The organism is Clostridium bowmanii, from assembly GCF_018861315.1.
GTDB lineage: Bacteria > Bacillota > Clostridia > Clostridiales > Clostridiaceae > Clostridium_AD > Clostridium_AD bowmanii.
In genome coordinates, this window is record NZ_JAHLDL010000023.1 from 26,683 (window position 1) to 43,621 (window position 16,939).

16 protein-coding genes, 1 tRNA gene and 1 pseudogene are annotated in these 16,939 nt (G+C 30.2%); 12 read left to right on the plus strand and 6 right to left on the minus strand.

The features are described from left to right. Positions 1-92: 92 nt before the first annotated feature. From KPL51_RS15265 to KPL51_RS15275, 3 genes are all read right to left on the minus strand, one after another. Entirely contained in the window at positions 93-842 is a 750-nt protein-coding gene (locus KPL51_RS15265) for a DUF5694 domain-containing protein (protein ID WP_216163272.1), read from the minus strand. A gap of 48 nt (positions 843-890) precedes the next feature. Beyond that, positions 891-1,118: a creatininase family protein gene (locus tag KPL51_RS15270; RefSeq protein WP_216163274.1), complete on the minus strand. Its 228-nt coding sequence runs from the start codon at positions 1,116-1,118 to the stop codon at positions 891-893. A 99-nt stretch (positions 1,119-1,217) separates the two neighbouring features. Next, a complete protein-coding gene (locus tag KPL51_RS15275) occupies positions 1,218-1,598 on the minus strand; it encodes a hypothetical protein (protein ID WP_216163276.1) in 381 nt (126 codons plus the stop codon). 279 nt (positions 1,599-1,877) lie between these two features. Here KPL51_RS15275 and KPL51_RS15280 point away from each other — a divergent pair. Beyond that, positions 1,878-2,423: pseudogene (locus KPL51_RS15280) on the plus strand (DsbA family oxidoreductase); the annotation flags it as partial. Between the two features lie 40 nt (positions 2,424-2,463). On the opposite strand, the gene KPL51_RS15285 reads toward KPL51_RS15280, so the two are convergent. Then, entirely contained in the window at positions 2,464-3,840 is a 1,377-nt protein-coding gene (locus tag KPL51_RS15285) for an aldehyde dehydrogenase (protein WP_216163278.1), read from the minus strand. A 651-nt stretch (positions 3,841-4,491) separates the two neighbouring features. On the opposite strand from KPL51_RS15285, the gene KPL51_RS15290 reads away from it, so the two are divergent. The 9 genes from KPL51_RS15290 (at position 4,492) to KPL51_RS15330 (ending at position 11,448) form a co-directional block, all read left to right on the plus strand. Then, on the plus strand, positions 4,492-4,812 hold the full coding sequence (locus KPL51_RS15290; RefSeq protein ID WP_216163280.1) for a hypothetical protein: 321 nt from the start codon (positions 4,492-4,494) through the stop codon (positions 4,810-4,812). A gap of 311 nt (positions 4,813-5,123) precedes the next feature. After that, positions 5,124-5,199 (plus strand) — tRNA-Pro (locus KPL51_RS15295). A 167-nt stretch (positions 5,200-5,366) separates the two neighbouring features. Then, positions 5,367-6,713, plus strand: a complete 1,347-nt coding sequence (locus KPL51_RS15300; protein ID WP_216163282.1) for a [Fe-Fe] hydrogenase large subunit C-terminal domain-containing protein — start codon at positions 5,367-5,369, stop codon at positions 6,711-6,713. Positions 6,714-6,802: 89 nt separating this feature from the next. Further along, positions 6,803-7,327: a phosphatase PAP2 family protein gene (locus KPL51_RS15305; RefSeq protein ID WP_216163284.1), complete on the plus strand. Its 525-nt coding sequence runs from the start codon at positions 6,803-6,805 to the stop codon at positions 7,325-7,327. A 136-nt stretch (positions 7,328-7,463) separates the two neighbouring features. After that, positions 7,464-8,117: an HAD family hydrolase gene (locus KPL51_RS15310; RefSeq protein ID WP_216163286.1), complete on the plus strand. Its 654-nt coding sequence runs from the start codon at positions 7,464-7,466 to the stop codon at positions 8,115-8,117. Between the two features lie 160 nt (positions 8,118-8,277). Continuing rightward, positions 8,278-8,697, plus strand: a complete 420-nt coding sequence (locus KPL51_RS15315) for a hypothetical protein (protein ID WP_216163288.1) — start codon at positions 8,278-8,280, stop codon at positions 8,695-8,697. 808 nt (positions 8,698-9,505) lie between these two features. After that, the gene (locus tag KPL51_RS15320; RefSeq protein WP_216163290.1) at positions 9,506-10,363 is read left to right on the plus strand and encodes a hypothetical protein; all 858 of its coding nucleotides are present in this window, start codon (positions 9,506-9,508) and stop codon (positions 10,361-10,363) included. A 240-nt stretch (positions 10,364-10,603) separates the two neighbouring features. Then, the gene (locus tag KPL51_RS15325) at positions 10,604-10,915 is read left to right on the plus strand and encodes a PadR family transcriptional regulator (RefSeq protein ID WP_216163293.1); all 312 of its coding nucleotides are present in this window, start codon (positions 10,604-10,606) and stop codon (positions 10,913-10,915) included. A gap of 14 nt (positions 10,916-10,929) precedes the next feature. Then, entirely contained in the window at positions 10,930-11,448 is a 519-nt protein-coding gene (locus tag KPL51_RS15330; protein ID WP_216163295.1) for a DUF2812 domain-containing protein, read from the plus strand. A gap of 183 nt (positions 11,449-11,631) precedes the next feature. Here the strand turns inward: KPL51_RS15330 and KPL51_RS15335 are convergent, their stop codons facing one another. Continuing rightward, entirely contained in the window at positions 11,632-13,188 is a 1,557-nt protein-coding gene (locus tag KPL51_RS15335; protein ID WP_216163297.1) for an ABC-F family ATP-binding cassette domain-containing protein, read from the minus strand. A gap of 346 nt (positions 13,189-13,534) precedes the next feature. On the opposite strand from KPL51_RS15335, the gene KPL51_RS15340 reads away from it, so the two are divergent. Beyond that, entirely contained in the window at positions 13,535-14,710 is a 1,176-nt protein-coding gene (locus KPL51_RS15340) for a class I SAM-dependent rRNA methyltransferase (protein WP_216163299.1), read from the plus strand. A gap of 212 nt (positions 14,711-14,922) precedes the next feature. Here KPL51_RS15340 and KPL51_RS15345 read toward each other — a convergent pair whose 3' ends face one another. Then, positions 14,923-15,627: a 2-phosphosulfolactate phosphatase family protein gene (locus KPL51_RS15345; protein WP_216163301.1), complete on the minus strand. Its 705-nt coding sequence runs from the start codon at positions 15,625-15,627 to the stop codon at positions 14,923-14,925. Between the two features lie 196 nt (positions 15,628-15,823). Here KPL51_RS15345 and KPL51_RS15350 point away from each other — a divergent pair, with 196 nt between their 5' ends. Beyond that, entirely contained in the window at positions 15,824-16,753 is a 930-nt protein-coding gene (locus KPL51_RS15350) for a transposase (protein WP_216163303.1), read from the plus strand. Positions 16,754-16,939 lie beyond the last annotated feature (186 nt).

Consider the following 16,939-nt stretch of genomic DNA (forward strand, 5'->3'; position numbering starts at 1 on the left):
TGATTAACAATTAAGATAAAGCCAATACTTCTAATTATTGAAATTATAGAAACAGCAAGCTTACCCTTTAGGAAAACTTGCTGTTTTTTTACTTACAAATACTTTAAAATATCTACTAGTTCAAATTTATTATAGTCTCGCACAAGATTTTGAAGTACTTTGCAATGGCCAGCTCCATAAATAACCAATATTCTATCTCCAGATTCCGCTATACTTTGTAGGTTTCCTAAAATATATAAATTTCTTCTATACCACTGGGTAAGCATGTCTACCCCATAATAAGTATCTATTGACCTTACTTGAGCCAAATGTAAATATAAATTACTATGCTCATTTAAAATTCGCTTGGGATCATTAAGATGTCTTAGAATTTCTCTAACAGTATTATTTTTTATAAATTCCTTTTCCCTTATCCCATATTCCTTTATTATCCTCATAAACTTCTCATAAAGCTGTGGTAAATTCTTTTCAACATATTCAAATAACTCCTCTGGTAAATCTACTGGATAATCTATAGGATAAATTTTACTATGATTAAACATTTGTCCCAGCCTAAATCCTAATTGAACGATTTCACTCCTATAACTTATTGTTTCATTATACAAATAAGAATTATTTTGGCAATACCTTGAATAAACCTCATTTAGCTCCTTTTCTTTCCCATTATTTAATTCCACTGCAATTTTATTTGGCTTAAATTGAGATAGCTTTTGTACAACTTCTTTAATCTCATCTTGCTTTTTATCAACGGTAATATCTCCTACTTCAAGATTAATTAAATGCTGTCCAAAATTTTCAAAATTGTAGGTTCCTAGTATTAGTATTTTTGCCTTCGCCCCCATGAATATCCTCCTACTATATATTAATTTCTATTTCATGTGGATTATATATTATACCTGTGCCGCATAGCTCTGACCATATGGAATTTCTGGAGCAACCCATATTACCTCACCCATACTCTGATTTATCTTTTCACAAAATAGTCTTGGCGAATAAATATCTGTACCTAAGGGCAAATGATGTCCATGTGCTTCCACTGATCCTATTGGAATAATTACTGTATTGATTATTTTACTATATTTTTTAAAATCATCAGAAGTATATTCTATTATATGCATAAATTCTTTTTAGTGAGAGAGGTTAAGTACCCTAAGCTCACTAAATATTCACTTCCTTTCTAGCAATAATAATATAAAGGCTTTGCCTTTCATATGTAATTACCTTATGGTAAATTTCTTAGAAGGAGAGCTTTCTTTCCCACTGACTTTCATATCTACAAAAAACTCTCTTGCTCTTACTTCTATGTATGTTTCTTTATAATCCATTTCAAAGTTTGCCATAGTAGAATGAATCCCACTGTCATTTAAAAAGTGTACCGTACATATATTATTATCTTCTATAGTACAAAATCTAATAAGTATGCTTTTAACTGACGGAAATTGCACTCTAGACACCATATATTTAGGAGGATTGCATAAATACAGATTTACGCAGCTAAAATTTATTGGAATTATTAAATCAAGGTCATACTCATTCTTTTGTATTTGCCTTACTTCAAAATCACTAATTACTTTTAGGTTACTTTTTTCATAAATCATAGGTGCCTCCGATAAAAGATTCAATATAATTATTTTATTACAATATTATATCATATTCATTTTAATATTTCTTAATTCTCATCTTCTTATCTTACCAACAAATTATATACGCAAAAATAATTTTTATTACTTGAAAATAGTTATTGATACAACTATAATATAAATAAATAAATAAATAATAGTAATTAATGTGTACATTTATATTATAAAAAATTTGGAGGTATTATTATGAGTATAAAAATTAAAATTTTCTCCGACTATATTTGACCCTTCTGTTATGTCGGCAAAGGTATTGTCGAAAAGCTAGAAAGTGAATACGACCTGGATGTGGAATGGTTAGGACTAGAAATACACCCCGAAACTCCTTCCAGCGGTGTAAGCCTTAACGAAAAATTTAGCAAATCTAATTTAGATAGTATGCTAAAAAACCTTAATCACTCGGGCTCTCTTTATGGAATTAACTTTGGAAAATTAGAAAGAATGCCTAACTCCCATAATGCTTTAGAGGCTGCAGAATTTGCTAGGTCCCACGAAAAGTTAAAAGAGTATCATTCTTCATTAATGGATGCTTACTTTAGAGATTTAAAAGATATCGGTGATTTAGATGTGCTTTCCGACTTAGGCAAAAATTTAGGCCTAAATAAAGAAGAACTTATTGATGCTGTTAAAAACAGGAACTATGAAACTATTTTAAATAATAGCGCTAATGATGCACATAGTATGGATATTAATAGCACTCCTACTTTTATAATAAATGATAAATACTCAGTAGTTGGTGCACAACCTATAGAAGAATTTAGAAAGATATTAGATAAAATTAAATAAAATGATAAGCCTTGCAAAATGCAGGGCTTATTATTTTATGCTATTTCATAAGTTTCTTTAATAGTTTAATCTTACCACTATATGGTGCATATCTTATTTTAACATCTAATAGATTGCTTTTTTTGGTAACACTTTTTTTATGTGAAAAAACATCATAGCTTCCTTTTCCATGATAAGCATTCATACCACTAGCACCTACTCCGCCGAAAGGTAAATATGGCGATGCTACATGCATAATTGTATCATTTATGCATCCTCCACCATAAGAAATTCTATCTATAATCCTCTCTTGGTGCTTTTTATTATTAGAGAAGAGATATAATGCTAGAGGTTTAGGCCTTGAATTAACCATTTCTATAACCTGCCCTAAATCATCAAATTCTAAAATTGGCAGAATAGGTCCAAATATCTCATCTAGCATAATAGGATCATTCCAAGTTATATTATCAATAATAGTTGGTGCAATATATTTTTCCGCCCTATTATATTCCCCCCCAGTTACAATTTTACCGCCACCTAATAATCCTATAAGCCTATCAAACTGTCTTTTATTTATAATCCTTGGAAAATCATTGCTCTTTTCTGGATTTTCACCAAAAAACTCCACAATGCACTCCGCCATTTCGGTTATAAGTTTTTCTTTAACACTTTTGTGTACTAATATATAATCTGGTGCAACACAAGTTTGTCCTGCATTTATAAATTTTCCCCAAGCTATTCTTTTTGCTGCTAGCTTTATATCAGTGTCTTTATCCACAATGCAGGGGCTTTTTCCACCCAGTTCTAATGTTACTGGAGTAAGATGTTTAGATGCAGCCTCCATCACTATTTTACCAACAGGTACACTACCCGTGAAAAATATGTAATTAAATGCCTCTTTCAAAAGTGCCTCCGAAGACTCCTTCCCACCATATGCTTCAACCACACAAACGAATTCCTCAGAAAAGCTCTCTTCAATGATTTTTATAATTACTTCAGTAGTCTTTGGAGCATTTTCAGAAGGTTTTAACATAGCACAATTACCTGCAGCTATGGACCCAATTAAGGGTGATATTAATAGTTGGAACGGATAATTCCAAGGTGAAATAATTAAACTAACCCCATAAGGCTCTGAATAAATATAACTTGAAGATAAAAAATGCGTTAATGGAGTTCTTACTTTTTTAGTTTTTGCCCAAGACTTTAAATGCTTTATAGCAAAATTTATCTCTTCTAAAATTATTCCAATTTCAGTAGCATAGGCTTCAAACTCAGATTTATGCAAATCAACCCATAGAGCCTCCAATATTTGTTTCTCGTTATTTTTAATAGACTTTTTTAGGGCACACAATTTTTCAATACGAAAATCTAAATTTCTTGTGGCTCCAGAATCAAAATATTTCCTTTGCTTTTCTAAAGTTCTCTTTATCTTACTCATTTTTCACTACTCTCCCCCTAATATTTTCTTTTATGCATATTTAAGTTTTACTCATAAGGTGTTTTTTTGGTTCCCATAACTAAACTCTATATTTTTGTTTTTTCTATTAAGCATAGTTTAGTCTTTTTCATTTCATTTGACAATCATTATTGATTTAGAAAACAATTTTTAAAATTACATGATCTAACATCATTAAAATACTCAACTTATGTGAATACTTTATTTATATAATTTAGTTTCAATTTTTATAAATATATTGCGTAAAAACATTAATCTTTGGTAACACTAAACATCAACTACCCCACGATTAAAGTCGTAGGCATGAAGAATAAATTTTCTAGTGTCTTAGTTGATTAGACTAAGCGAGAGCTATGTTGTTTAGGTCATGATACCTACGAATCCTAGTTTGTAGCTATATCGTATAGTGTAAAAAGATTTGAGGGTAAAAAACGGTGTGCTATATGTTATACATGATAAGCCATTACAACATTGTCGAAGGGTAATAAACAGGTTTGGTAATTGCTTGCAAAAAGTTGCTACTAACTTGTTTATATACTACTATATTAAAATATAAAAAGGAGGTAGGTTGGATTTGAGTGCCTAAGGCATTCCTCTCATGGTCAAAATCACGAGTATCCAGCCACAAAAGCCATGAAAAATTTTCTGATTTCGGCTATAGTAGATATTATAATAATTTTTTCTTCATATTTTCTATTTAGAAGTGTTATAAGTGGACCAACTCGTCATAGATTATACGAAAAATTTATGAGTTCTTTCGCGAAATTTGTAATCATTATTTTCGTGGCTAGTACGCTAGTCACTTCTCTTACTGCACTAGTTTTATACAAAACAAGGTATATAGTATATATCAACATAGTAGCTCCTGCCCTAGTATCTATACTGGTTGGTTTTGTTATGTCTACTGTACCTACTAGAGGTGTAGGTGATAAAGAAAAAGATGCTAAAAAATAGTAATAAATATAGAGCAGTTTCTGTTAGAATGTTTTAATACTCTAAGAGAAACTGCTCTGTTCTTTTAAATTATTAATTTCACAAAAGTATATGTTAATCTAAATCCATACATAAGCAAAACCTAAAAGAAGCCCTTGCACTACATAATCATACATTATTTTCCCCCTTCTTAATTCATTACTTTCTGAATTCCAATATTAAGTACTTCATAAGAAATTTATAAGATAAACTCCTATATTTCTTACATTTGGAAAAAAATTTGCAAATACTGTTGACATTTATATCTTCCTATTATATAATAAAGAAGTCATCGGGGTGTAGCGCAGCTGGGAGCGCGCGTGGTTTGGGACCATGAGGTCGCAGGTTCAATCCCTGTCACCCCGACCAAAAAAGAGTTGTTTAACGACAACTCTTTTTTTATTGTGAATTTTTCCTGATTTATGTATAAAACAACTCCTTTTTCACAAGATAAACAATGTCATACTATTTCATTGTTTTTTCTGAATATCATGCCAACATTATTACATAGCAAATATGCCTTAGGAGTGATTATTGTGAATAAATACTATAATGAGGTTTTTAAAACCCTAGTTAAATCATATCATGAAGATAATTTTGAAATCAAGGTACACGAATTATTATCAAAAGATAATGTTAATAAAACTGAATTGAGTTCTATAATTTCTTCACTTTGTGGAGTTGATGTAGGCTTTTCAGATAGTTACATAGATGATTTAAAAAAAGCTATCCGCTGTTATGAATCAAATTATAAAATTGTAAACAAAGTTAAACACTGCAATATGGAGTGTACAGAGAAACCTGGAAAGACTCTTTGCCAAGCTTCCTGCCCATTTGATGCTATATTAATTGATAACAAATGTAATACTACCTATATTGATAATGATAAATGTACAGACTGCGGATTTTGCGTAGATGCATGTCGTACTGGTGCCTTAATGGATAAAGTAGAGTTTATTCCACTTTTAGATTTACTAAAAGGAAATACTACAATAATAGCAGCTGTAGCCCCTGCAATTACTGGCCAATTTGGAGAAAATGTTAATATAGATAACCTTAGAACCGCTTTTAAAAAGATTGGCTTCACAGATATGGTTGAAGTTGCTTTTTTCGCTGATATGCTTACTTTAAAAGAAGCCATAGAATTTGATGAACACGTCAAAGTAAAAGAGGATTTAATGATTACCTCTTGCTGTTGTCCAATGTGGGTAGGAATGGTAAAAAAGGTATACTATAATTTAGTTACCCATGTATCTCCATCTATTTCTCCTATGATAGCAGCTGGAAGAGTCTTAAAACAATTAAACCCAAAATGCAAAGTAGTCTTTATAGGACCCTGTATTGCTAAAAAAGGTGAGGCTAAGGATAAAGACCTTTTAGGTGACATAGATTATGTGCTTACCTTCTCAGAACTTAAGAATATTTTTGATACATTAAACATTGAGCCTGAAAAACTTCAAGAAGATGTCTCTAGTGAATATGCTTCTAGAGGTGGTAGACTTTATGCTCGTACCGGAGGGGTATCTATAGCTATTGGGGAGGTTCTAGAAAGATTATTTCCTGAAAAATATGGTTTGTTTAATGCTATTCAAGGGAATGGTGTAAAAGAATGTAAAGATCTACTTACTAAAGCTCAAAACGGAGAAATTAATGCAAATTTTATAGAGGGTATGGGTTGTATTGGTGGCTGCGTTGGAGGACCAAAATCACTGATTAGAGCAAGTTCTGGTAAACTTAGAGTAGATGAATTTGCAGAGAATTCGAAAATCAAGATAGCCATAGATAGCGATTGTATGAAGGAAATTCTAAATAGAATCGGAATTAACAATGCTGTGGATTTTAAAGATAAAGATAAAACTAAAATATTTCGCAGAGAATTTTAGTTAATATTTTACAATGTAATTATTGACTAAGATATGATACAATATTTAGTAATTAGAATAAATATTTTTCGAGTCCGAGGGAGGGTTTTATGAAAGCATTATTTGAATATATAAACCATAGGGACATTAACATTCTTAGAATTATAAATAATTCTTGGAAGTGTAGGTTTCTAGATACTATAATGCCAGCTATGACTTACTTAGGCTCTTTTCCATTTATGTTTGCATTCTGCACTTTAGCTTTTTTTTTGAGTACTACCCTACTTCACGTCATGGCTACTCGCGCTATGATTTCTATTACAATTAGTACTGGTATTGGTAAACTTCTTAAAATAACTGTGACTAGATTAAGACCCTTTATAGATATTCCAAATTTAAATATAAAAAAAATAGGTATAGATAAATACTCCTTCCCGTCTGGACATACTACTGGCGCGTTTTCATTAGCTGTGATAATAGCTTTATATTTCCCTATTTTCGGATTTATAACTATACCACTAGCCTGTTGTGTAGGAATCTCTAGAATGTATATAGGAGTTCATTACCCTACCGATGTCATGGTGGGTGCTTTTCTAGGAATTACCTGTTCTTTTCTAACTTACAGGTTCTTTTAATGTAACTGAAAACAAATAACAATAGCTACCGCAGAGAACCTGTGGTAGCTGTTGTTAAATAAAGATACTTGCTGAATTTAAAATTTTAATATATTACCATATTCCATAATACTATAATTATATAAGAGGTGATTTAATGCTAACAAATATTAAAGCTGCGATTTTCGATTTAGATGGTACCCTTATCGACTCTATGTGGGTTTGGGGTAAAATAGACGAGGATTATTTTAAGAATAGAAATATGGATTTACCAAAAAATCTAAAAAGCCAAATAGAACATCTTAGCTTTGATGACACTGCGCAGTATTTTAGAACCAATTTTGGTATATTAGATACTATAGAAGAAATTAAAAAAGAATGGACAGATTTTGCCTATGGGGAGTATCTTAACAATGTAAAACTAAAACCTGGTGTAGTTGAATTTTTATCTTTACTTAAAACCTCCAATATAAAAATTGGACTGGCTACAAGCAATAGTAAATTATTGTTAGAAGCTGTGCTTAAAGCTAATGGTATATACCATTATTTTGACTGCATAACTCTCACTAGTGAAGTCTCTAGAGGTAAAAACTTTCCTGATGTATATTTGCTTGCTGCTGAAAAATTAGGTGTAAAACCAGAGGAATGCATTGTATTTGAAGATATACTCCCCGCAGTTAAAGGTGCAAAAGCTGCTGGAATGAAGGTAGTAGGTGTATATGATGATTTTTCCAAAGAACAAAGGGAAGATATTACGAGTCATGCAGATATGTATATAATCGAATATCGTGAATTAACTCCAGCCATTTAAAACTCATGCATCCACATGAGTTTTTTTATATGAATTTTTTTGTTTTATGTAGAATAGTATATACTAAGCATAAATATAACATATGCACAAACTTTTGAGCTATACTCTATTATATTAATAAATCATTGTTTTAATAAGTAATTTTTAAGGAGAGATACTATTGCTTATTTTTTTATTTTCAGTTGTTTTGATAGGTTTTGGTGTATATTACACTCTAATGAATCAAAAGCTATCAACTCAGAAAACTCAACTAAAGGTTGTTTCTAGACAAAATAGAGAATTCAAATCAAAAATTACAAGCGCGCATAATGCGCAAGTACCTGTTATAATAAAATACAAAGCTCCACTCTTTAAAGAAGGAACTACAAAAGAGATTTGTAGCCTATATCTAAGTCCTATGGAAAATTCACCCGTTATATCTAACATTGCTAAAAACATTGTTGTAGAAATTCAAGATTCTGCTGAGCTCTTTGATATTGGATGGTATGAAATATCTGTGAATTCCCAGACTAACATTAATAATAAAGGCTGGATAAAAAAAGTCAGCATAATTACCCAGGATGACACCATTAACAATTAAGATGATACAATCTAATAAAATTATCAAAGGGCATATATTTTTGTAAAATATATGCTCTTTAAAAGCAATCTAATATCAGTCTTTTTTATTTGTTTTTTTATTGTGTTTAGTTCCTAAATTATTTACTTTTTTCTCCTTTTCTTGTTGGCTTGCACAAGACGGATCCTTCTTTTCTCCCATAGCATTTATACCTCCCTTAAACAAAATATTTAATTCTAATATCACTTTACTATTTTGTTCAATATACAAATTATAATGCTATGAAATTAATAACAATAATCAATGTTACATTTTATGTAATAATTACGAATTAACTTTACTCAATTCCATCTATCTCTAATTTTACTCTATTAACTTTAGGTTATTTACAACATTTATTTTTTAACATATAAATTTAAAGGAATATTTTTACATATATTAGGATATAGTAATAATATATCTAATGGGTATAAAGTGAGGTTGATTTTATATGAAAAAAATAAAAGTAAAGGTCGGAATAGATAAAACTAAATTAATAAAAGGTGACAAAAGACTTATTGCATGTGGAAAGAACTTTTGAAAGATTGTTTAATAAAAAATTAATTATTGATATTATTATTATTATTATTTTTAAGAAACCCATTTTTTAGGATTATAACCAACTACATAAGGAGAAAAAACACCTATATCAAAATTATTTTGATATAGGTGTTTTTTCTATCACTGTCATTTCATGTGATCAAATAAAGGTTTTTATATTTTCGAATGCTAATTATGTTATAATTTATACATAAAGCTAACAATTTTGTTAGAACTAAAGGAGTTTAATATGAGAATAATATCTGAAAATAACCTATGTTTAAATAGACCATATATAAATTTAAAAAAACTACCCCTAAAAACTTCATTAAGAGTAGGTGAAATTACTGAAGCTGGTTTTAAAAGTACCTATATAATAAATCAACATACACAAAACTTATCTACTAATGAGAATTACATTCTACAATCAAGTAATGGAATTGAGAAAATAACACTTGATACAGAATTATTGAATGAACTCTTATTAGTTGAAGTCAATTATTCATCTGGAAATAGTAATAAATCTAAATTCAAGGTTTACCTTGTTTTATGTAATATAAAATATTCCTTACCATTTAGCTCATTCGAAGATATTTATAAAAATTGTATGGATATCTTAACTAGAGAACTTCATGAAAAAGAAGAATTAACTTACATAAAAGATTGTTTTAGAATTTCCGAAAAAGATGAAGCCACAGTAGATATAATGTTGAATTTAGAAAGATTGCAAGAATTTAAAGATAAGGTAAACTACAAAAGAAATATTTATTATTTTGTTATAAATAACATCGCTGCAACCACTTCAAAGTATGACATTAATGCTAAACCTTACGATATACTACTAAGTGATATACTAAAAGTTCTAAGATATAACAGTTCTACAAGACTTTATACCATACTAGAACCTATTAATGAGACAACTAAAATAAAGTTAAATGAAAATGATATTATTTGTGATCTAAGTGAAATTAATTTTCCTACTATCAGCATATACACCAATTATGGACTAGGAAAATTATTAGATGTTAAAAATAATGTTATTCCAAATACTAATACATTATCATTATTTGCTAATATACTAGACCTAGGACTCGAAGTTTTAAACTAAAAATGCTATTAAATAATAGTATTCCCTGCCACAATATTAACAACTTCAGAAGGAAATTTTCCTAATTTAAAATTGGGAGACTTTCCTTCTAAAATATTATTAAATATAAAAAGAGCTAGAAATTATTCTAGCTCTTTTTAGGTTAAATCACAATATTTCTGTTGTATAATTTCTGCAACAATATTTTTAATATATCATTGACAAATATATCATCACACGATATATTGGAGGTTGATACATTTGTACACTAATACCCCTTTGACAGAAGCTTTATTTTATATATTATTGGCTACACGTACACCAAATTATGGATATGGCATTATTCAAGATGTAAGCGAAATGACAAGTAGAAGTGTAGTATTAGGCCCAGGAACATTATATGGAGCTATTAATTCACTGCTTACAAAAGGATGGATTACTCTGTATAGTGAGGATAAGGAATCTAGAAAAAAAAAGGAATACCTTATCACAAATACAGGGAAAGAAGTATTCCAAAATGAAGTAAAAAGGTTAAATGAACTTATAAAAAATGCAAAAAAGATGGATGATTAGGGGGATGCGATTATATGTTAAAATTCAAACTATATTATGACAAGGACGTAGAGGAAGATTGGTTGAAGAAAATGTGTTTAAATGGATGGGCATTCAAAAAATTTTTCCTTGGATTTTATACTTTTGAAAAATGTGAGCCTGGAGAATACAATTATCAAATAGAGTTGCTTGATAGTTGGAATGGGGAAAAACATGATTATTCAGCTTTTATGGAGGATACAGAAGTAAAAGTTATATCTCAATGGTGGAGGTGGGTGTATTTACAGAAGATGGCATCGGATGGTCCCTTTGAAATGTATACAGATATAGAATCAAAAATCACTCAATACAATAAGATTAAGAATTTTTTCAAAGTAGCTCTGGTTGTAGAATTGATTTGTTTCTTTATGGAGGCTATGGCAACAATTAATACTGGTTCCTATATTTTCGCAATATTCACTGTATTACTTGCAGTAATATGTTTGGCAATATTACAAATAGTTTGGAAATGCAAATGGAAAATTGAACAATATAAACATGAAAAAGATATGTAATTATATAAGAAAGAAATAGTAATTGCTTTTCATATTTTATCCCCTATGAAATAAAAGAAAGCCTAGAAAATATTATAAAAATATCTCCTAGGCTTTTGTCCATTCATGTACACAATTACTTGTACGTTTTCAATCAGATTTGACCAATCTATTATAAATAATGCTCTTAAAATTTAGTTATCATTATACTATTTTAGTTGTCCATTCTTCACAGTCCCATACATCTGTTACTACATCCTCATAGAAATCTGGCTCATGGCAAACTATAAGTATACTTCCTGTATATTCTTTTAATGCCCTCTTGAGCTCTTCTTTAGCATCTACATCTAAATGATTGGTAGGTTCATCTAGAATTAATATATTAGTTTCCCTATTTAGAAGTTTCGCAAGTCTTACCTTTGCTTGCTCTCCACCACTAAGCACAGTAATTCTACTTTCAATATGCTTTGTAGTAAGTCCACACTTAGCAAGTGCAGATCTTACCTGGCCTTGGGTGAAGCTAGGGAATTCTTTCCAAAATTCTTCAATACAATTATTGCGGTTGACTCCCTTTATTTCTTGTTCATAATATCCAATATATTGATAATCTCCTAAGTTTGTATGACCGGAAACAGCTTTGATATCACCCATAAGGCTTTTTAACAAAGTTGTTTTACCAACACCATTTGCACCAGTTAGAGCAATTTTTTGTCCTCTTTCCATATACAAATCTAATGGCTTAGATAAAGGGGTATCATATCCAGTGACTAAATCCACCGTTTTAAATATTATCTTCCCCGATGCTCTTGCAGTTTTAAAATTAAATTGTGGTTTTGGTTTATCTTTTGTAACTTCCATTCTATCAATTTTATCTAATTTCTTTTGTCTTGATTTTGCCATACCACTAGTAGAAGCTCTTGCTTTATTTTTAGCAACAAATACCTCAAGTCTAGTAATTTCTTTTTGTTGTCTTTCATAATCAGCTTCCATTTGAAGCCTTTTAGCATCATGGACTCTCAAAAATTCTTCATAAGAACCAATATATCTAGTTAACTTTTTATTTTCCACATGATATATTATATTAACTGCATCTTTTAGGAATTCAATATCATGAGATATTAGGATAAATGCACTTTCATAATTTTGAAGATATCTCTTAAGCCACTCCACATGATGTTCATCCAAAAAGTTAGTAGGCTCATCAAGCAGTAGTACATCTGGAGCTTCTAATAAAAGTTTTGCAAGAAGAACTTTCGTTCTTTGTCCTCCACTTAAATCTGCAACATCATTTTCAAGACCAACATCTTTAAGTCCAATTCCTGCTGCTACCTCATCTATCTTAGAATCAATAGCATAAAATCCATTATTATCAAGCAAGTCTTGAATTATTCCCATTCTATCCAATAACTTTTCTAGTTCGTCAGGTGTCGCTTCTCCCATTTTCTCCGTTACATTAAGCATTTCCTCTTCTAAATCAAAAAGATATTTAAAAGCCTCCCTTAAAATTTCCCTAATGGTTTTTCCTTTTTCAAGAACAGTATGCTGATCCATATATCCAAATCTGACGTTACTTGACCATTCAACGTCACCTTCATCCGGCATAAGCTTACCTGTGATAATATTCATAAAGGTTGATTTACCTTCTCCGTTAGCTCCTATAAGGGCTATGTGTTCCCCTTTAAGTAATCTAAAAGATACATCTTCAAATATTGATCTGTCGCCAAATCCATGACTCATATTTTTTACTACTAATCTACTCATTTGTTTTTTCTCCTTAATATAGTGTAATTCTATATATTTATTATTTTTTCTATTTTAAAAGTATTTCTACTCATACACTTATTTATATATAATATCTGGACATTATATATATGGATTACCAATCAAAGAAAATCCGTCCAATTTTTATCTAAATATCCTTAATTCAAGTGTGCATTTAAAAATCGCACATATACAAGTGTAATTTATAAATGAACTTTTGTCAAAAGAATTTTATGTATTTCATATTACAAATTAAAGCAGTGTGGTATAATACTATAGATAAATAACTTGATATTTTTTATTAAATATTGTTTTGTAACCCTAAAAAGTACAGGAGGGATTTTGAATGACTTGTAAATTTTACTTATATAGAGGTAAAGGCAGAAATGCCGAAAATGGTCACCTTTGGATATATGCTAATGAAATTGAAAATTTTGATGGTGAATATGAAAATGGAGATATAATTGAAGCATATAATTTTAGAGGAGAATTTATTGGAAAAGGTTTCGTAAACGATGCTTCTAAAATTGCTATAAGAATAATGACCAGAGATATTGACGAAGAAATAAATGAAGAGTTTTTCAAAAAAAGGCTTCGCGCAGCTTGGACATATAGAGAAACAGTTATAGACACTTCTAGTTGTAGATTTTTATTTGGAGAAGCAGACTTTATACCGGGAATGATTATAGATAAATATGAAGACTATTACGTTATTCAATCTTTAGCATTAGGTATAGATAAATATAAAGACATAGTTGTTAAGCTACTAACGGAGGAATATCATGCAAAGGGTGTATATGAAAGAAGTGATGCTAGAGTCCGTGAACTCGAAGGCATGGAACAAACAAAAGGCTTTTTAACTGAGCCCTTTGATACCAATATACAAATTGTTGAAAACGGAGTTAAATATAATGTTGACATTGAAAATGGTCAAAAGACTGGATTTTTCCTAGACCAAAAGGAAAACAGAGCTGCCATTCAAAGATTATGCAAGGGCGCTGATGTTTTAGATTGCTTTACGCACACAGGTTCTTTTGCGCTTAATGCAGGTATAGCTGGGGCTAAAAGTGTACTTGGGGTGGATATTTCCGATTATGCAGTAGAATGCTCTAGAAAAAATGCAGAACTTAACGGACTTTCAGATACCGTTAAATTCGAATCCCATAATGCTTTTGATGTATTAAGAGAATGGTCAAGAGATGGAAGGCAATATGACGTTGTAATCCTAGATCCACCTGCATTTACAAAGTCACGTTCTACTATAGATGGTGCTACAAGAGGATATAAAGAAATTAATCTACGTGGTATCAAATTGGTTAAGCCAGGCGGATATTTTGTAACTTGCTCTTGCTCTCATTTTATGTACCCTGATTTATTTAGAGATACAATAGCTGAAGCGGCATTAGATGCTAAGCGAACACTTAGACAAGTAGAGTTTAGAACTCAGGCAGCAGATCATCCTATACTATGGAATTCTGATGAATCTTACTACTTAAAATTTTATATATTCCAGGTGGTTTAAAAGAAAAAAGTATATATTACTAAAGAGGCTTTCACGTCGCCTAGTAATTCTAAAATTCATTTTATTTACAGCTTCTAAAAAATGCGAACTCGCTAATGCTCAAACACGCATTTTTCTTCACGAAGCTATAAATAAAATGAATTAAGAATTGCTAGGACTTGTTCAAATGCCTCTTACGTAATATATACTTTTTTAGCGAGCTTAAAACTTTTTTAAAGGATAATACCATTCTTATATTCTGGAACCTTGTCTATAATATCTTTTCTACAGCAGTATTCTAAATCTGCCTCCAGGCCTAACTCTGTAATTCTTTTATAGTGACTTGCATACTTTATAAAACTGTGGATATCTTCATTGTTTTTATAAATATAATGAGAAGTAAAAGCAATGTCGGAAAGATCTGCCTCAATTTCTTTTAACACACAATCTATTATGTAGCCACTACATAAAAAATCATCTATAGAAAATTCACCATAAGTGCCTGCATTAACTATTACTACATCTTTATTTATTTCTAATATCTTCTTTGCTATAGCCTTAGCATTTAACATGGCCCCTAATAGAATGCTACTAGCCCCAGTGCAGCCCTTTATAGCTTTAGTACCATTGGTAGTAGTCATCACAAGTGTTTTGCCTTCTATGGTGCCTCTGGTGTATTCTAATGGAGAGTTTGAATAGTTAAAACCCTCTATTTTTAGTGCATCTCGCTCTCCTCCAAGCATAAACTCCTCTTTGCTATTTCTCACAATTTTAGCTGCGTCGTCCACAGTTAAAACAGGGATTACACCGATGCAACCATTATTCATAGCAGTAATTATTACACTAGTTGCTCTAAGCATATCTATAACTACCACAGTTTTATTTTCTATCTTTTCTTTCTTTATATCTTCAGCAGAAACTATTATATCTATTTTCATTTTTTTCTCTCCTTTGTGATTCACCTACAATTATAGAATAACTGGGGACGGTTAACAACTTTTTAAGTTAAATTAAATTAACAAAAAATGTCGGGGACGGTTAACAACTAATTAAACTAATACCTTAATAATATGAATATTACCCTACTCATTGGGAATAATATATATAAAAACTAATGACTAGGGGTGATTTTTCATGGCGAGAATGGCAAGATTAAAAGCAGCTGATGCTATATATCACATTATGTGTAAAAGTATCAGCGAGGTAGATTTATATAGGGATTCTGAAGATAAGGAAAAGTATTTATACCTTGTTAAGAAATACAAAAAGCTCTATAATGTTAAAATTTACGGGTACTGTCTTATGGATAACCATGTACATTTATTGGTTGATTCTAATGGCTCAGACATATCAAAAGTCATGCATGGAGTAAACTTTTCTTATGCAGCATACTTTAATAAAAAATATAAAAGGGACGGACATCTTTTTAAAGATAGATTCAAGAGTAAAATAGTAGATAATGACTCATACTTGAAGACAGTATCTTTATATATACATAATAATCCTACAGATATAGGTAAATTTAAGGATTGTCCTGAAACCTATGCTTTTTCTAGTTTAGGAATATATATAGGCAAAAGACGAGATTATTTCAACATAATTGATTATAGATTTGTTATGGGCTTTTTCGGTAATAATCTTGACACTGCAAGAAAAAATTACATTAGCCTTATTTTGGGATGCACCGATGAAAAATTAAAAGAAGAACTTGAATTTAAAGATGAAAAAACAGAATATAGACGTGGTAGAAAAATAATTGAACGAAATTTCACATCCGAAGACGTGCTGAAATTTATAGCATCAAAGATGAATATATCAGAGTTTCATTTTCATACAAGATACAGTAGAAAGCTTGTAGGTGCAAAAGCCCTAACAGTTGTTTTAATGAGGAGTCTCTGCAATTTTAAGTTTAGCGATATATCCAACGCACTTGGAAACATTACACAGTCTCGAATTTCTCAATTAACTAGCATCGGTATTGAGTTAATTGAAACTGAGAAACAACATGAAAATATTATGGAGGATTTTATTAATTCTATGCTTATTAAGAATGTAATTATATAAATGCTATTAAGCAATTTATGTCAAATAGATAAAATTTATTGATTTAATCTATTTAGCCCATATATTTATAAATTTATAATAACAAACAAAAATTTTCATATTTGATAAATAGTTATTTTATTTTTAATTGAGTCGGACAAGCATTTAAAAATTTATTGTTCTATTAAGTTAAATAATGAAATATCT